Below are 18,379 nucleotides of genomic sequence, written 5' to 3'. Positions count from 1 at the left end.
AACTAAGGTTCTAATTCATTATCGTGCTTTCATTTTATTAATGAATACAAAAACAGATGGAGAAAATCATAAATATATTGTAAATGCTTATTTTGTAGATGAAGAAGAATCTTCTTCAATAGAACTGTTTGAATATTTAATCGTATTTATCCTCCGCCTATGTAAAATAGACCACTCTTTATCATATGATGAGCGAACAATTCGTAATCTCATCTTAATGAGAGTTGACTTAGAAAAGTTAATAGAGAAAAATGTAGATGAAATAGCAGACATCTTTAGAATAGCTTTAAATAAAAGTTCATTTTTGCTTAAAAAACTCATTTATTTTAAAGGAAAATCAGAATACGTCTTAAATTTTAAATCTTATACCATTGATGATAATAGTATAGATATTAAAGAGTTACAATCATTAAATGATGACTTCCTTTTCTTACACGGAGAAGATGAAAAAGGAGCAATGCGATGTGATAGAATTTTCTCTTTACAAGATGCTTGTAATAAAAGAAAAGCAAAATTTTTCGAGATGATTCTTCTGATGAACAAATACAAGAATCATGGAAGCGAAACTCAAATAGATAATCTAATTGAAAATTTTGAAAGGTACAGTCGAAGTTACTCTCATCAAAAAGAATTCAATATTTTTGCCATAAATACCATTAAAAACTATTTATATAATTGTCGATTTTCTTATTTATTAAAACACAAAGAGTTTACTTACTACCAACTAATCGAAAAATACACGGAAATTGACAATATCCAAAAGCTAACAGGAGTGCAGAACTTTTTCCCACACTATAAAGTTGTAGATAAGCTATTTAGTATCATAAGACATGATATTAAACAGAAGAAAACGGATTCTGAATTAATAGTAAAAGAGGTTGCTTCTCTAGAAGAGTTTATCCATAGGCTTGAAGAAAAATTGAGTTGGTCTGAAGAAAATAGCTTTTATCCATTTCAACTACCATATAGAGAGTGTAGATATAGAATTAATAATGTAATTCTATTTATGCCGTCATCATTTAATAAGCCTATCAACTATCAGGCCATACGTAAAAAAGTAATACAATATTGAAATTGTAGGTGCTTTTACGGCAGCTATAACTTTTTTATTTGGATGCGTGAATATCTTTTCTGAAAATAAAGATAGCAATATAAAAGTTTTAGTGACTAATCTAATCGGTTTAGGTTTACTATTGATTTTATTTTGTTGTATCATATTTATATTAAGTATCCCACAAAATGAGAAATTAGGAAGCTTTTGTAGGAATCCAAGAAATATTTTATTCACAGTCTTAATAATTGGTTCTTTAATCATACTATATAATATAATCACGTAATTGCACACAAATTGCACGCACCTCAGGAAAATAGAGGAAAAGAGGAGATATTACTTGAAAAAGAAATACTATCTTAGGGCTTGGTTTCCAAGCCTTAAGAAAAAACCAAGAAAGCAAATAGAAAGTATTGATAATCAATTATTTGCGACTCATAATCTGGACGTCCCTGGTTCAAGCCCAGGCTGGTCCACAAACTAAAAGGCTCATCCCCTAACGGGATAGAGCCTTTTTTTTAATTATCACTTTCAAACCTACCCGAAAGTAGGGGGCAACGTAAAGGCTTACCGCACCCGCCATCCCCCCGCACACATACATCATCTGCACCATCCTAATTCCCTTCCGCCAATAAGGCTCTTTTTATCATATTTCCCTTATCTTTGTCCGCTGCAAGAAGAGTTGAGATATGATAAAGCCTATAGAATATTTATCTTTTGCCTGTATACTTATCATTACCATGAGCGGATGCCGCCAACAGGCTCCTGCACAAACTGTTGTGGCAAAAGAGTGCCATGCAGATGCCATAAACCCTATATATCCGGTCAAAAGCAAGACCGCCGCTTATTTAGACTCGCTCGGCTTCATCAACATTGCCGAGGCAGACAGCACCATCGCCATAGACCTGATGTACACCCGCGCGGACAATTTCACAGGGCAGGTGCTGTATGAAGACCTGCACGAAGCCTATCTTCACCCGGAGGCGATGAAAAGCCTGCTGCAAGCCCAAAAACTCCTGAAAGAGACACACACCGGCTACAGCCTCATCGTCTATGATGCGGCACGCCCCATGTCCGTCCAGCAGAAAATGTGGAACGTGGTAAAAGGAACGCCCCGATACATATACGTATCCAACCCCGCACGGGGCGGCGGCATGCACAACTACGGCATGGCTGTCGATGTCAGCATCCTCAATGCCCAAGGCGAACCGCTGCCGATGGGCACTCCCGTAGATTATCTCGGCAAGGAAGCCCACATCACCGAAGAAGAACAGTTGGTGCAAACCGGCAAAATCACCCCGCAAGAGCTGAAGAACCGCCGGCTTCTGCGCAAAGTAATGAGAGAGTCGGGGTTCCGCCCGCTCCCCAGCGAGTGGTGGCACTTCAACCGCGTTGACCGGCAGACAGCCAGGAAGAAATATCCGGTAATTCCGTAGACAACCCATATCTTTCCTCTAAAGAAAAAGCATTTTCTTTATCCTGCCGGTGTGAGATTCCCACGATTTTCATTTATTTTTGCAGCGTTATCCAAACAAAGCCCATGACACTGACCGAAGAGACACTCCGCTTTATCAGCGAACACCGTAAAGATGACGTGCGCAGCCTTGCCTTGCAAGCACGCAAATATCCGTCGGTGGATGTACCTGCCGCCATCATCCAAATCGCCGGACGCCGGACGGCAGAGGAGAAGATACCCACTTGGGCTAAACGGGAAGGCATCCTGTATCCGGCACACCTCTCCATGGAGCAGTGTTCCTCGGAAGCGACGGCACGCTACAAAGCCGGGATAGTCACGGCAGCAGGAGACGGCAACCGCACCACCTTTACCGACCTCACAGGAGGTTTCGGCATCGACTGCGCCTTCCTCTCGGCATGCTTCGAGCACGCCACTTATGTAGAGCGCCAGGAGATGCTGTGCAAGATTGCCGCCCACAACTTCCCGCTTTTAGGCTTAGAGCACATCACGGTCTGCCACGAAGACAGCATCCGCCACCTGCAAACGATGGAGCATGCCGACTGGATATTCATAGACCCGGCACGGCGCAACGGCCACGGCGGCAAAACGACAGCCATCCGCGACTGCGAGCCCGATGTCTCCGCCCTGGAGGAACTGTTGCTCGAGAAGGCGTCGCATGTCCTCGTCAAACTGTCGCCCATGCTGGACCTGACGCTCGCGCTGCACGATTTAAAGCATGTACAAGCCGCCCATATCGTCTCCATCAACAATGAATGCAAGGAGCTTCTCCTCGTATTGGGACACGAGACGGAAGTGCCTTCCGAGGATATCCCTGTCCGTTGCACCAACCTCACGGCATCGCAAGAGACGCAATGCCTCCTCTTCACCCGGAAGCAGGAGAAAGAATATCCGTGTCCGTACACCTCCACGCTGAAAACGTATTTATACGAACCCAACGCATCCATCCTGAAAGCCGGAGCGTTCCGTAGCGTTGCACATATATATAATGTGGAGAAATTGCATCCCAACAGCCACCTCTATACTTCCGACACATACATCGCAGACTTTCCCGGACGCAAGTTCCGCATCACCGGCAGCGGCAGCCTCAACAAAAAAGAGCTGAAGGAACTGACAGGCGCGGAAAAGAAAGCCAACCTCACAGTGCGCAACTTCCCCACCGGCGTAACCGAACTCCGGAAGCGGCTGAAGCTGGCAGAAGGCGGAGACACCTACCTTTTTGCCACCACACTTGCCGACGAGAAGAAAATCCTGATTGCCTGCAAGCAACCTTAACGCCTTGCAGCTATTTCTTCTCCCGCAAATCATTCTTCGGAACCGTACACTCGCTCCCGTCGCGCGTAGCCATGTAGTGCGGCGACATTATCTCTATGCCCTCCTCATTGAACCTGTCCTGGATATTCTGATGCAAATCGGAATAAATCTGCGCCAAGCGGTCGGCTTCCTTTATATACGCGTTTACCTGATACACCGGATACCAGTCGCTAAGCGAGGTTTCCAAGACAAAAGGCCGCGGGTCGTCCACCACCCCCGGCGTATTCAGCGCCGCTTCCACCAGCAACCGGTGCACCTGCCGCCACGGGACATCATAGCCGATTGTCACCTCCGAGTGGATAATCAGACCGTACTCACGGGCAGAAGCACTGTAATTCACGGTATGGGAAGACATAATGAACGAATTCGGGATAGTCACCACCTCATTCTTCGGCGTGCGGATGCGGGTGACAAGCGGAGTCTTCTCAATCACGTTGCCGGTCGTATCATTCAGCCGGATGCGGTCGCCCAGCTTGAAAGGGCGCATATAGGTAATCACCAGGCCCGCGATGATATTGCCGATAACAGTGCTTGACCCCAGCGAGACTATCAGCCCGACAAATACCGATATGCCCTGAAAGACCCCGGACTTGGAACCGGGCAGATAGGGATAAATCATCGCAATCATAAAGGCATAGAGCAGAAAGCGGATAATATGGAAAGTCGGTTCCGCCCAGTCGGAGTAGAAACCGCTTATCTTCAACCGTTCGGACTTCACCTCATTGGCAAGGTAATGGACAAAACGCACCAGGTACTTCACCGCGTACCATATCACAAAGATGGTAAACAGGTTGGGGATGTACTCCACCACCGAAGTAAAGATGCTCTTTACGGGAATCCAAATATACGAAAACAGCCGGTATGCCAGGCTCTTGGTCTGCGGGAAGATGGAAAACAACAGAGGAACCGTCAGCAGCAACTGAAGGAACATGATGACATAGCGCAGCAGGTTCGCGAGGAAGACAAGCAGGTTCACCTGCTTCTGCGTATCCAGCAGCTCGTAATCCTGAATGGAGAAAGGCTTCAGCCTGGTATCCTTCAGCCTTTGTATCCGCACTTTCAGCTTCTTGAACAGCCAGTTGGTGAGCCTGAAAAGAAAATATTGCCCCACAAGCACCAACACAAAGAACAGGACACGCTTGCCCAGCCGCCAAAGGCTGTGCTCGTCTTTCATCTTTTTCAGCTTGCCCACAATGATGCCACGGTTATGCGCCGCCAGCTGGTTGCGCGTACAGTTCTCCCACAAGCCATCCCGGTCGATAAAGGAAGCGATGACCTTATTGCCGTACATAAGGTCGGTGACAATGTCGCTGCTCTCCATATAGAGCGAATCGGGGCGCAGGTTGAAGCGCTTGCCCAACTCCAGGATAGCGGCGGCATCCATTTCGGCACGTTGCTGGGGGGTGTGCCCGCCACGTTTGGCATAGAGATAGAACAGCGTGTCCCCCTCCACCACCACGGGGACGCCGGGAGTCACCTTGCGCAGCGAGTCGATGCGCTGCTTCTGCCGCACCTGTTTCACGGAGTCCGCCGCATAGCTGGCAAGCCTGAGCTGCTCCACTTCCATACGCAAGTTCGCCTCATTCAGCCGGGCGGCTTCCAACTCCTGCTTTATCGCCGACAGCGCCGCCGCCGAGTCCGAATCCGCCTTTACCGTCGAAACCGGAGCCAAGCTGTCTCCTTCTATGGCACGAAGGACCTGCTCCACCAATTGGGCAGAAGCCCCGTTTGCCGCCAGCAGCATCAGCATGATGCACAAAACGCGAATACCTCTCATCCTACAAAAATATTTATCGGTCATTCCTAATACAGTTAAAAGCCTGTTCTGCACGGCTGCCGCCCAAGTTCCTTTCCGGGCTGCCACCCTTTTTCATTCGTCACCACACAGCGTACCGCATATCGAACCGCATGCGCAAAGATACTAAAAACGGCTGAAAAAAAACTTTTTTGCCGCTTTGTTCATACTACCGGCACGGCGCCTTCATCCCCAAGAACCGGAGAGAACAGGAAGGAGTTATCGCCCTTCGGGCTGAGAGTTAAAAGAACGTATGCCGAAACAACTTATATACCATCTTTCAGTTGCAGATGATACGGATAACGCAGATTTTCTCTTGATTTATCAGCGGCATCCGTATCATCTGCGAATGAAAAAACGTGATTATATAAGCCTTTTATCGTTTCGACACCCTCCCATATAATTCCCTCCGGCTCCCGACAACTCCCTGTGAGACTCCCGACAGCTCCCTCCGGCTCCTTGAAACGGAAAAACCAGCACAACCTGTCTTTCTGACAATCTGTATTTCCCGGCGCCGCAGAATCGCCTGTTTCCGCCCCGATGTGCCGCCTGCCGGAAAAAACGAAACGGCGAACGCTTATCTCGCACACATACAGCGCGATAGCGAAATCCTTACAAACCAACCGGCGCGGAAAAGCACCGGAAACGCTTTGTACGAGCACCCCGTTGGTCCGATATCAGTGTCTGTGGCGAGGGACATTAATGCCGCTCGTGATGGACAATAGAGTCTATCGTGACAGACATTAGTGTCTACCGTGACAAACACTAATGTCCCTCGCCACAGATGCTAACATCTATCGGCCGAAATGGTTGTGTCCAACGGGAGAAAAAACCGTTTTCCGCATAAACGGCGCATTTTTATCGGAAAAAGAAGCATATCCATCCGCGTTTTATGCAAGGCGCTTCTATATCGGAAGCAAGGCGCAGGAGCGGGAGTAAGCAAAACGGCGGTTTTGCCGTCTTTTTGCCACGAAACGAAGCCGAAGAGTTACGAGAGAGTTATCGCTCCGCTCCGTCAGAAGTCAAAGGAGTTATCACTTCGCATTGCCTCGTCAGGAATTAAAGGAGTCGGAACCGATACGCTTGTGTATGACATCGTTGCAGAAGTATCGGCTCTGACTTCTAAGCCGGCTTGGCGGCTGATAACTCCCTTTAACTCCTTTTAATACCCTTAGCTCCTTATTAAACGCATCATCCGCGCCTATGCACCATCTTTTAGGCGCGGATGATGCGGATGACGCGAATTTTTCCATTATCTTTGCCCGTAAAACAACATACTCCATGAACATCCTGTTACTCGTAGGAGGACTTCTCCTTATCCTGTCGGGCGCAAACGGACTGACAGACGGAGCGGCATCCGTTGCCAAACGCTTCCGCATCCCCAACATCGTTATCGGGCTGACCATCGTTGCTTTCGGCACCTCTGCCCCGGAACTGGCGGTCAGCGTGTCTTCCGCACTGAAAGGAAGCGCGGACATCGCCGTAGGCAACGTGGTGGGCAGCAACCTGTTCAACACGCTGATGATTGTGGGATGCACCGCACTGTTCGCCCCGATTGTGGTGGGTCGCAACACCTTGCAGAAAGAAATCCCCCTGTGCATCCTCTCCTCCATAGCCTTGCTGGTCTGCGCCAACGACGTATTCCTGAACGGAGACGAAGCCAACGTGCTCAGCACCACCGACGGGCTGTTGCTGCTCTGTTTCTTCGCCATCTTCCTGAGCTACACCTTTGCCATCGCCTCGCACGACTCCCCGGAAGCAACGGCAGGCGGCGAGGAGCACATCAGGCAACTGCCGCTCTGGAAGTCCGTACTCTACATCCTGGGCGGACTGGGCGCGCTCATTGCCGGAGGAAGCTTCTTTGTGGACGGCGCAAGCGGCATTGCACGCAGCCTGGGAGTGAGCGAATCCGTCATCGGCCTAACGCTGGTGGCAGGCGGCACGTCACTGCCCGAACTCGCCACCTCCATTGTGGCGGCTTTGAAGAAAAACCCGGAGATAGCCATCGGCAACGTGGTGGGCAGCAACCTGTTCAACGTATTCCTTGTGTTGGGATGCAGCGCGTCCATCACCCCGCTGCACCTGACGGGCATCACCAACCTGGACCTATGGGTGCTGGCAGGCTCGAGCGTCCTGCTTTGGCTCTTCGGGCTGTTCTTTGCCAAGCGCACCATCACCCGCATCGAGGGAAGCATCCTGGCGCTTTGCTACATCGCATACACGGCATTCCTCATTTATAGCCTGTAAGGCACTGCTTTTTAAAGTTTTTCATGTATCTTTGCCCACTCATAACAACATACTACTATGGCAATTACTATTAAAAAGGTCTCTACAAAAAAGGAACTCAAACAGTTTATCCGTTTCAACTACACGCTATATAAAAACAACCCGTATTCGGTGCCCGACCTTTACGATGACATGCTCAACACCTTCAACAAGAAGAAGAACGCCGCCTTCGAGTTTTGCGAAGCCGATTACTTCCTTGCCTACAAGGACGGTAAAATAGCAGGGCGCGTGGCCGCCATCGTCAACCATAAAGCCAACCAAACCTGGAATAAAAAAGAGGTACGCTTCGGCTGGATTGACTTCATCGACGACCCCGAAGTGTCGGAAGCGCTCATACACGCCGTCGAGGAGTGGGGCAAGAAACGGGGCATGACCCACATACAGGGTCCGTTGGGCTTCACCGACTTCGATGCGGAAGGCATGCTTGTGGAGGGGTACGACCAGCTCGGCACAATGGCAACCATCTACAACTATCCTTACTATCCGCAACACATGGAGCGCATGGGCTTCGAGAAAGATGCCGACTGGGTGGAATACAAGATTTACATTCCGGACGCCATACCCGACAAGCACAAGCGCATTTCAGAACTGATACAGCGTAAGTACAACCTCAAAATCAAGAAGTATTCCTCTGCCAAGAAGATTGCCTGCGACTACGGGCAAGCCATCTTCGAACTGATGAACGAGGCATACAGCCCGCTGTACGGCTACTCAGCCCTGTCGCAACGCCAGATCGACCAGTATGTGAAGATGTACCTGCCCATCCTGGACCTGCGCATGGTGACCTTGGTGACAGATGCCGAAGACAAACTGATAGCCGTGGGCATCTCCATGCCTTCCCTGTCGGAAGCCTTGCAGAAATCGCGCGGGCGCCTGTTGCCCTTCGGCTGGTATCACTTGCTGAAAGCCCTGTTCATGAAACGCCGCGCCAAAATGCTGGACCTGCTGCTGGTGGCGGTGAAGCCCGAATACCAGAACAAGGGCATAAACGCGCTGCTTTTCTCCGACCTGATTCCCGTGTATCAGAAGCTGGGCTTTGTCTTTGCGGAAAGCAATCCCGAACTGGAGATGAACGGCAAGGTGCAGGCGCAGTGGGAGTATTTCAAAACCGAGCAGCACAAGCGCCGGAGGGCTTTTGTCAAGGCTATAAAGTGAGAAACGGCACTCTGAATTCTTGAATCTTCTATGACAAACATGAAAATACATTCAGACATCAGGCTAATCTTCCTCCTTGTTATCCTCTTCATCGGAAGCACCGCAGGCAGGTGCCAGATTTATAAATACATAGGGCTGGAAGACGGGCTGAACAACCAGAAAATATACCACATACAGAAAGACCAGCAGGGATATATGTGGTTTCTGACCCAGGAAGGCATAGACCGGTATGACGGGAAGCAAATCAAGCACTACAGTTTTTCGGACGAGAGCATGAAACTGGACTCCCGCATCGCCCTGAGCTGGCTGTATATGGACAACGGGCATGTGCTATGGGTAATCGGGCAGAAAGGGCGTATTTTCAAATACGATTCGCGGCATGACAGGTTCGAGCTTGCCTACGTGCATCCGGAACTGATCCGTAACAAGTCGCAGGCGCTCCTGAGCTACGGCTATCTGGACAAGAACGACCGCATCTGGCTATGCAGCAAAGACAGCATCACATGGTATGACACCCGCACCGGAGCCACCCTGCATATACCGGCACCGGTCGACGGTGAGATTGCCTCCATCGAACAGACAAGCGGCAACCGTTTCTTCATCGGCACGGGAAGCGGGCTGTTTCATGCCGAAGCAAAGAAGGGAGAGCTGCAAGTGCTCCCCGACGAAACGGCGGGAAGCATCGATACGCCGGTACACAAACTCTATTATCACAGCGCTTCCAAACAACTGTTCGTGGGAAACTATGAAGCGGGAATATTCGTATACGACATGAACGGAGCAGGGGAAATCAAACCCTGCCAGGCGCCCAACAATGCAAAGATAAACCAGATTACCGCCTTGAACGACCGGGAGCTTCTGATTGCCACAGGCGGGAAAGGCGTGTACAAGCTGGATGTGGACACATACGTGTGCGAACCCTATATAACGGCGGACTACGGCAGATACAACGCGATGAACGGAAACAACATCAATGACATCTACGTAGACGAGGACGAACGCATCTGGCTTGCCAACTATCCTACCGGCATCACAATCCGCAACAACCATTACGGAAGTTACAGCCTGATAAAGCATTCCCTGGGCAACCACCGTTCGCTTGTGAATAACCAGGTCCACGATGTGATAGAAGACAGCGACGGCGACCTCTGGTTCGCAACCAGCAACGGCATCAGCCTTTATCGGACAGCCACGAAAGAGTGGCGTTCCTTCTTCAGCTCCTTCGACCTTGTGCCGGACGATGAAAACCACATCTTCCTGGCGTTGTGCGAAGTCTCTCCCGGTGTGATATGGGCGGGCGGCTACACGTCGGGCATATACAAGATAGAAAAGAAGGACGGCTTCAAGACAAGTTACCTTTCACCTGTCGTCATGGCAGGAGTACGCCCCGACCAGTACATATATGACATCAAGAAAGATTCGGAAGGCAATGTATGGTCCGGCGGGTATTATCATCTGAAACGCATCAATCTCGAGACCAAAGAGGTGCGCCTGTATCCGGGCGTAAACTCCATCACAATCATTCAGGAGAAGGACCGCCGGCACATGTGGATAGGCACGAGAATGGGGCTATACCTGCTCGACAAGAAAACCGGGGCTTACCGGTATATGGACCTGCCTGTCGAGTCTCCCTATATATGCGCGTTGTACCAGAAAGAAGACGGGCGGCTGTATATCGGTACCCGCGGAGCCGGACTGCTTGTATACGACCTCAACACGGAGAAGTTCATCTACCAGTATCGTACGGACAACTGCGCGTTGATTTCCGACAACATCTATACAATCCTTCCGCGCCAGGACGAGAATCTCATCATGGGCACGGAAAACGGGATTACCATTTACTCGCCCGAAGAACACACCTTCCGCAACTGGACGCGGGAACAAGGCTTGATAAGCGTCAATTTCAACGCCGGCTCCGCCACCACCTACAGCAAAAATTCGGTTGTTTTCGGCGGCAACGACGGCGTTGTCAAGTTCCCGATAGACATACAGATACCGGAGCCGGGCTATTCGCGCTTGCTGCTGCGCGATTTCATGATAGCCTATCATCCCGTTTACCCGGGCGACGAAGACTCTCCGCTGAAAAAAGACATCGACGAAACCGACCGGCTGGAACTGGCGCACGAGCAGAACTCCTTTTCCCTTGATGTGGCTTCCATCAATTACGATTATCCTTCGAACATCCTTTATTCATGGAAGATTGACGGTTTTCATAAAGAGTGGAGCCGTCCGAGCCCGGACGGCAGGATTATTGTGAGAAACCTGCCGCCCGGCAGCTATACATTACAAATCCGTGCCATATCCAACGAGGAGAGGTACAAGACCTATGAGACAAGAAACATCCAGATTGTCATAACGCCTCCGGCATGGGCGAGCGCATGGGCCATGATAGGATATGCCATCCTGCTGATTATTGTCATGGGCATCATATTCCGCATCATCATGCTGCACAGGCAGAAGAAGGTATCGGACGAGAGGACGCGGTTCTTCATCAATACCGCCCACGACATACGCACCCCGCTTACATTGATAAAGGCTCCGCTGGAAGAAGTCGTGGAGAACCGCATGGTATCCGAACAGGTGTTGCCGCACATGAACATGGCGCTTAAGAATGTAAACGCACTGCTTCAGCTGACAACCAACCTGATAAACTTCGAACGGATAGACATCTACTCCTCCGCCCTGTATGTCTCCGAATACGAGCTGAACACCTACATGAACAACATCTGTACGACTTTCCGCAAATATGCCGAAATGAAGCATGTCAACTTCGTTTACGAAAGCAATTTCGACTACCTGAATGTGTGGTTCGACAGCGACAAGATGACCTCCATCCTGAAGAACATCCTGTCGAATGCACTGAAGTACACGGCAAAAGGCGGCAGCGTACGCATCTATGCCAGCGAGGAAGGAAACACCTGGAGCATTGAGGTGAAGGATACCGGCATCGGCATTCCCTCTTCCGAACAGAAGAAACTGTTCAAGAATTATTTCCGGGGAAGCAATGTCGTCAATCTGAAAGTGACAGGCAGCGGCATCGGGCTGATGCTGGTATACAAACTGGTGAAACTGCATAAAGGCAACATTCAGATTCAAAGTACCGAGAGCCAAGGCACTTCCGTGCTGGTCACCTTCCCGAAAGGAAACAGCCACCTCCACAAGGCAAAGTTCATCTCTCCCAAGACAACGGATAACCTTCCGGAAACTATCATACCAACCGGCGCTCCCGAACTGCCGCCGGCGGAAACGCCCCGGGCAAGCGGACCTTTGCAACGCATCCTGATAGTGGAGGACAACGACGATTTGCGTAATTATCTTGCCAATATGTTCAGAACGGATTATAACATCCAGTCCTGCCCCAACGGCAAAGAAGCGCTTGTCATAATACGCGAGTTCAATCCGGACCTCGTCATATCCGATATCATGATGCCCGAAATGAGTGGGGACGAACTCTGCTCGGCAATAAAAGGCGACCTCGCGATATCCCACATCCCGATTATCCTGCTCACCGCACTGGGAGACGAGAAGAACATGCTCGAAGGGCTGGCAATCGGGGCGGACGCTTACATCACCAAACCTTTCAGCGTGGGAATACTCAAGGCAACGGTCAAGAACATACTTGCAAACCGTACTTTGCTCCGCCAGATTTACAACAGCATCGAAGACAAGGAGCAGCATCTTCCTGCCAACTGCACGGACAGCCTGGACTGGAAATTCATAGCTTCCGTCAAGGAGTGCATAGAGAAGAACATGGGAAATCCGGACTTCAACGTAGACATGCTCAGCAGCCAGCACCGCATGAGCCGTACAAGCTTCTTCAACAAACTGAAGGTACTGACCGGCTATGCTCCTGCCGACTATATCCGGATGATACGCTTGCAGCATGCCGTGCAATTGCTGAAACAAGACGAGTATACAATAACGGAGATTGCCGACATGGTCGGCTTCTCAGACGCCAAATACTTCCGCGAGGTATTTAAGAAATACTATAACGTAAGTCCGAGTAAATTTAATAAAAAATCAGAAGATTAACAGGTGTCCCTAACCGGCTATTGATTTTCTTATTAACTTTGCGGAATATCACTGCTTACAATACAAGATGTTTTCTATGGAAGATAATAATATGACTTTGCCGTTGGAAAGTCCCGCCGATTACGAAGAAAAGACCACCGGTGCAAGTACCGGCAACAGTGGGGTTGAATACAATGAAGACAATATCCGCCACCTGGACGACATGGAGCATATCCGCGTCCGTTCGGGCATGTACATAGGCCGTCTTGGCGACGGATCGCAAAACGACGACGGTATCTACGTGCTGCTGAAAGAGGTAATGGACAACAGCATCGACGAGTTCAAGATGGGAGCTGGCAAACGCATCGAAGTCAATATAGAAGACAATCTCCGCATAAGCGTCCGCGACTATGGACGGGGCATCCCGCAAGGAAAGCTGGTGGAAGCGGTCAGCAAACTGAACACCGGCGGCAAATACGACAGCAAGGCTTTTAAAAAGAGCGTCGGACTGAACGGTGTCGGCATCAAAGCAGTGAACGCACTCAGCAGCCGTTTCGAGGTACGCAGCTACCGCGAAGGCAAAGTACGTACGGCAATTTTCGAGAAAGGCGTACTGCAGAGCGACAGCATGCAGGACAGTACGGAAGAGAACGGTACTTATATCTTCTTCGAACCGGACAACACCCTCTTTCTGAACTACTCTTTCCAGAACCAGTTTGTAGAGACTCTGCTGCGCAACTATACTTACCTCAACACCGGGCTGACCTTCATCTACAACGGACAGCGGATTATCTCACGGCACGGGCTGGAAGATCTTCTGAAAGACAACATGACCAGCGAGGGACTGTATGACATCGTACACCTGAAGGGAGAAGACATCGAAATCGCCTTTACGCATACCAACCAGTATGGAGAGGAATACTACTCTTTCGTAAACGGGCAGCACACCACGCAGGGCGGCACGCACCAGACCGCCTTAAAGGAACATATCGCCCGTACCATCAAAGAGTTCTATACCAAAAACCAGGATTATGCCGATATCCGCAACGGGCTGGTAGCTGCCATTGCCATCGATGTGGAAGAACCGATGTTCGAGAGCCAGACCAAAACGAAGTTAGGCTCCAACAACATGTGGCCCGAAGGTCCTACCGTAAACAAATACGTAGGCGACTTCATCAAGACGGAAGTAGACAACTACCTCCACAAGAATCCGTTGGTGGCAGAAGTCATGCTGCAAAAGATACAGGACTCCGAAAAAGAGCGCAAAGCCATTGCAGGCGTCACCAAGCTGGCACGCGAACGCGCCAAAAAAGCCAACCTGCATAACCGCAAGCTACGCGACTGCCGTTTCCACCTGAGCGACGGAAAGGGCAAGGACCAGGAGACGGAGTCGTGCATCTTCATCACCGAGGGCGACTCTGCCAGCGGCTCCATCACCAAAAGCCGCGATGTAAACACGCAGGCCGTATTCAGCCTGCGCGGCAAACCCCTCAACTCATACGGGCTGACCAAGAAAGTGGTCTACGAGAACGAAGAGTTCAACCTGCTGCAAGCCGCGCTGAACATCGAAGACGGCATCGAAGGACTTCGCTACAACAAAGTGATTGTCGCCACCGATGCCGATGTAGACGGCATGCACATCCGCCTGCTCATCATCACGTTCTTCCTGCAATTCTTCCCCGACCTGATAAAGAAAGGCCACGTCTACATCCTGCAGACCCCGCTGTTCCGCGTACGCAACAAGAAGAAAACAAACTATTGCTACACGGAAGACGAACGGGTAAAGGCTATCGAAGAACTGGGACCGAATCCGGAAATCACCCGCTTCAAAGGGTTGGGAGAAATCTCACCCGATGAGTTCAGGCACTTCATCGGCAAAGACATGCGCCTGGAGCAAGTGTCCCTGCGCAAAACAGACTTAGTAAAAGAGTTGCTGGAGTTCTACATGGGCAAGAACACCATGGAACGACAGAATTTTATCATCGACAACCTGGTTATAGAAGAAGATCTGGCATCATGAGAAGAGCAATCTTTCCGGGCACATTCGACCCGTTTACCATCGGCCATGCCTCGGTAGTGCGCCGCGCGCTGACTTTCATTGACGAAATCGTCATAGGAATAGGTATCAATGAGAACAAGAACACGCATTTCGCCCTCGAGAGACGCGAAAAGATGATACGGGACTACTATCGGAACGAGCCTCGCGTCAAAGTGCAGTCATACAGTTGCCTGACCATCGACTTCGCCAAACAGGCGGATGCCAATCTGATTATACGCGGCATACGCACGGTGAAGGATTTCGAGTACGAGGAGACCATTGCCGACATCAACCGGAAACTGACGGGAATTGAAACCATCCTGCTCTTTACGGAGCCGGAACTGACCTGCGTAAGTTCGACCACCGTACGCGAGCTGTTGCAATTCGGAAAAGATATAAGCATGTTCATTCCCGAAGGAATGGAAATAAGTGATGAAGTGATTGGCGGTTAGCGATGAAAAAGATTTTTGTTATCCTATTATGTATATGTGCCTTGCCGGCACAGGCTCAGAAAGCAGGGAAAGAAGCCCTCCGCAAGTTGCAGATGGCAGAGTTTGCCATAGCCAACCTTTATGTGGACTCCGTAGATGAAAACAAGCTGGTGGAAGAAGCCATCGTCAAGATGCTGGCACAGCTCGATCCCCACTCCACCTATAACGATGCCGAAGAGGTAAAGAAGATGAACGAACCCCTGCAAGGCAACTTCGAAGGCATCGGCGTACAATTCCAGATGATAGAAGACACGCTGCTTGTAGTGCAGCCCGTCAGCAACGGCCCCTCGGAGAAAGCGGGCATTCTTGCCGGCGACCGCATCATAGCCGTAAACGACTCTGCCATTGCCGGAGTGAAAATGGGCACGGAAGAAATCATGAGCCGGCTGCGCGGGGCAAAAGGCTCCGAAGTGAAGCTTACAATCGTACGCCGTGGCGTGGACGACACCCTGTTTTTCACTGTAAAACGCGATAAAATACCCATCCTCAGCCTGGATGCCGCCTATATGATACAACCCCGGACAGGTTACATCCGCATCAACCGCTTCGGGGCAACCACCCCCGAAGAATTTCTCAAAGCCTTGAAGGAGTTGCAGAAAAAAGGCATGAAAGACCTGATACTCGACCTGCAAGGCAACGGCGGCGGCTATCTGAATGCCGCCATCGACCTCGCCAATGAGTTCCTGCAACAGAAAGACCTTATCGTTTATACCGAAGGCAGGGCGGCACGCCGCAGCAATTTTTATGCGAAAGGAAACGGGAAATTCAAAGAAGGGCGTCTCATTGTTTTAGTAGACGAATACTCCGCCTCTGCCAGCGAAATCGTCACCGGCGCCATTCAGGATTGGGACAGAGGCGTGGTGGTAGGCCGCCGTACATTCGGCAAGGGACTGGTACAGCGTCCTATCGACCTGCCGGACGGCTCCATGATACGCCTGACCGTTGCCCGTTACTACACTCCTTCCGGCCGGTGCATCCAGAAGCCATACGCCAAGACTGCCGGTGCGGACGCCGCATCCGGCGGAGAGGAGAGCCAGGAGAAGTATAACCGGGAACTGACAGACCGCTTCAACCGTGGCGAACTGATGCACGCCGACAGCATACATTTCCCCGACTCCCTGAAATACCAGACCAAGAAACTAGCGCGCACCGTCTATGGCGGAGGCGGCATCATGCCCGATTTCTTCGTTCCGATAGACACTACCCAATACACTGACTACCACCGCAATCTCTTGGCAAAAGGAGTGGTTATCAAAACAACCATGAAATTCATAGAGAACCATCGGAAAGAACTGCAAAGCAAATACAGGAAGTTCGATGCGTTCAACGACAAGTTCGAAATCACCGATGAGGTGCTGGCAAGCATGCGCGCCCTTGCCGAGCAGGAGAAAATCAAGTTCGACGAGAAGCAATACCAAAAGTCCCTGCCGCTTATCAGGACACAACTGAAAGCACTCATTGCCCGCGACCTATGGGACATGAACGAGTACTTCCAAGTGATGAACACCACGAACAGCAGCGTGCAACAGGCACTGAAAGTCTTGAACGAAGACATCTACCACACTATCGTCAGACAGTGAAGAAGTGTGCCAACGCTCCGATAGCCGTATCCTTCTGCCACTTCAAAGCAAAACGATATCCGGTTCGGGAGCGGCGCACATCAATGTCCAAACAGCCAACGGTTCAGCCAGCGGTTCACGTAGACATTCACTACCGCACACCCGGCACCGATAGCCGCACCGGCAAGCACATCCGAAGGATAATGGACACCCTCATTCATGCGGGACACCCCGACCGAACAAGCCCACAAGGCGGAAGGGGCTATCACATACCATTTGGGATATTTTATGCTTAAAGAAGTGGCGAGCGCGAAAGCGGAGGCGGTATGTCCCGACGGAAAAGAGGGACTGCTCTCATAGCTGTACGGATGCACCCTGTCCGGATAGCGGTCGTACGGGCGTTCGCGGTCGGCGAGATACTTCATGCCATACGTCACCACAAAGGCACCCGCCACACTTGTCCCCACGTACACGGCATCTTTCAACAACTCCCTGTCGTTCTTGACCCACGCCGTCAGAGCCATCGCCACCGGAACGCCGACAGCCACATAGGGTTCCGAACGTGAGATAAACTTGTTATAATTACGGACAAACTTACCGTCCCAGCCATTCACTCTGTGCAATGTATTAATGTCCCAATTCTGCGCAAAAAGTCCGGACACGGCAATGGATATGAACAATACGAAAGAAATGACCCTCTTCATAAAATCTTCCTGTTAGTTTGGCGCAAAGATAATCCAAATCCTTAGAGTATCCGCAAAACCTCCTCATCTTTATTGTCCTTGCCCACGCGACTTTTTCATTTAACTTTGGTATCGTTTTTCAAATATTTAATTGTGCGACAGTCACATTATTACCAACATTAGATTTCAATACCTATGTTATTTCGAATGAAGAGATAAATAACCGCTAACGGAGGAGTTGTCCCCTTCTTCCTCCGACTCCTGATAAATCCCGTGAATAAAAGCCCCGTGGCTGACAGCTTCTTTTTCCCCAGATGTTCCCACTTAATTGGGAACGTGTTCCCTGCATGTTGGGAACGTATTCCCAATGAGGTGGGAACACATTCCCGGCAAGCTGGGAATAAAGTTCCACCTTGCAGAAAACAAGTGGCACTCGTATATCGCTGATAATAAGCATCTTCCGGGAATATTTCGCCCGCCTGTTCTTATCCGTTTGTTCTTCACCGGTCCGTTTCCGTTTGT

General features: G+C 50.2%; 12 protein-coding genes. 9 read left to right on the top strand and 3 right to left on the bottom strand.

The genetic code is table 11. From position 1 onward, the window contains the following. The 3 genes from QZ327_RS12330 to QZ327_RS12320 form a co-directional block, all read left to right on the top strand. A partial coding sequence (locus tag QZ327_RS12330; protein WP_294619713.1) for a hypothetical protein occupies positions 1–1,072 on the top strand: 1,072 nt, incomplete at its 5' end. Positions 1,073–1,740: 668 nt separating this feature from the next. Further along, on the top strand, positions 1,741–2,487 hold the full coding sequence (locus tag QZ327_RS12325) for a M15 family metallopeptidase (protein WP_294619711.1): 747 nt from the start codon (positions 1,741–1,743) through the stop codon (positions 2,485–2,487). Positions 2,488–2,591: 104 nt separating this feature from the next. After that, positions 2,592–3,800, top strand: a complete 1,209-nt coding sequence (locus QZ327_RS12320) for a class I SAM-dependent methyltransferase (protein WP_294619710.1) — start codon at positions 2,592–2,594, stop codon at positions 3,798–3,800. Positions 3,801–3,810: 10 nt separating this feature from the next. Here QZ327_RS12320 and QZ327_RS12315 read toward each other — a convergent pair whose 3' ends face one another. Further along, complete coding sequence (locus QZ327_RS12315; protein WP_294619709.1) at positions 3,811–5,616, bottom strand: mechanosensitive ion channel family protein; 1,806 nt, start codon at positions 5,614–5,616, stop codon at positions 3,811–3,813. Positions 5,617–5,900: 284 nt separating this feature from the next. Next, entirely contained in the window at positions 5,901–6,296 is a 396-nt protein-coding gene (locus QZ327_RS12310) for a hypothetical protein (protein WP_294619708.1), read from the bottom strand. Between the two features lie 619 nt (positions 6,297–6,915). Here QZ327_RS12310 and QZ327_RS12305 point away from each other — a divergent pair. The 6 genes from QZ327_RS12305 (at position 6,916) to QZ327_RS12280 (ending at position 17,195) form a co-directional block, all read left to right on the top strand. Beyond that, the gene (locus tag QZ327_RS12305) at positions 6,916–7,881 is read left to right on the top strand and encodes a calcium/sodium antiporter (RefSeq protein WP_294619707.1); all 966 of its coding nucleotides are present in this window, start codon (positions 6,916–6,918) and stop codon (positions 7,879–7,881) included. Positions 7,882–7,938: 57 nt separating this feature from the next. Then, positions 7,939–9,075 (top strand): N-acetyltransferase, encoded by a 1,137-nt coding sequence (locus QZ327_RS12300; protein ID WP_294619705.1) that lies wholly within the window; start codon positions 7,939–7,941, stop codon positions 9,073–9,075. 39 nt (positions 9,076–9,114) lie between these two features. Continuing rightward, on the top strand, positions 9,115–13,107 hold the full coding sequence (locus tag QZ327_RS12295) for a hybrid sensor histidine kinase/response regulator transcription factor (protein WP_294619703.1): 3,993 nt from the start codon (positions 9,115–9,117) through the stop codon (positions 13,105–13,107). Positions 13,108–13,183: 76 nt separating this feature from the next. Further along, positions 13,184–15,106 carry a DNA topoisomerase IV subunit B gene (locus tag QZ327_RS12290; RefSeq protein ID WP_294619701.1) on the top strand — a complete coding sequence of 641 codons (1,923 nt, stop codon included), beginning with the start codon at positions 13,184–13,186 and terminating at the stop codon, positions 15,104–15,106. Next, positions 15,103–15,576, top strand: coding sequence for a pantetheine-phosphate adenylyltransferase (gene coaD, locus QZ327_RS12285; RefSeq protein ID WP_294619699.1), 474 nt, complete (start codon positions 15,103–15,105; stop codon positions 15,574–15,576). The genes QZ327_RS12290 and coaD overlap by 4 nt, the downstream gene beginning before the upstream one ends. Positions 15,577–15,578: 2 nt before the next feature. Next, entirely contained in the window at positions 15,579–17,195 is a 1,617-nt protein-coding gene (locus QZ327_RS12280) for a S41 family peptidase (RefSeq protein ID WP_294619697.1), read from the top strand. 80 nt (positions 17,196–17,275) lie between these two features. On the opposite strand, the gene QZ327_RS12275 is transcribed toward QZ327_RS12280, so the two are convergent. Next, positions 17,276–17,878, bottom strand: a complete 603-nt coding sequence (locus tag QZ327_RS12275) for a phosphatase PAP2 family protein (RefSeq protein WP_294619695.1) — start codon at positions 17,876–17,878, stop codon at positions 17,276–17,278. Positions 17,879–18,379: the final 501 nt, after the last annotated feature.

Source organism: uncultured Bacteroides sp. (assembly GCF_910578895.1).
GTDB lineage: Bacteria > Bacteroidota > Bacteroidia > Bacteroidales > Bacteroidaceae > Bacteroides.
The sequence above is the reverse complement of the archived record's forward strand: the minus strand, read 5'-3'. Positions and strand labels throughout refer to the sequence as shown.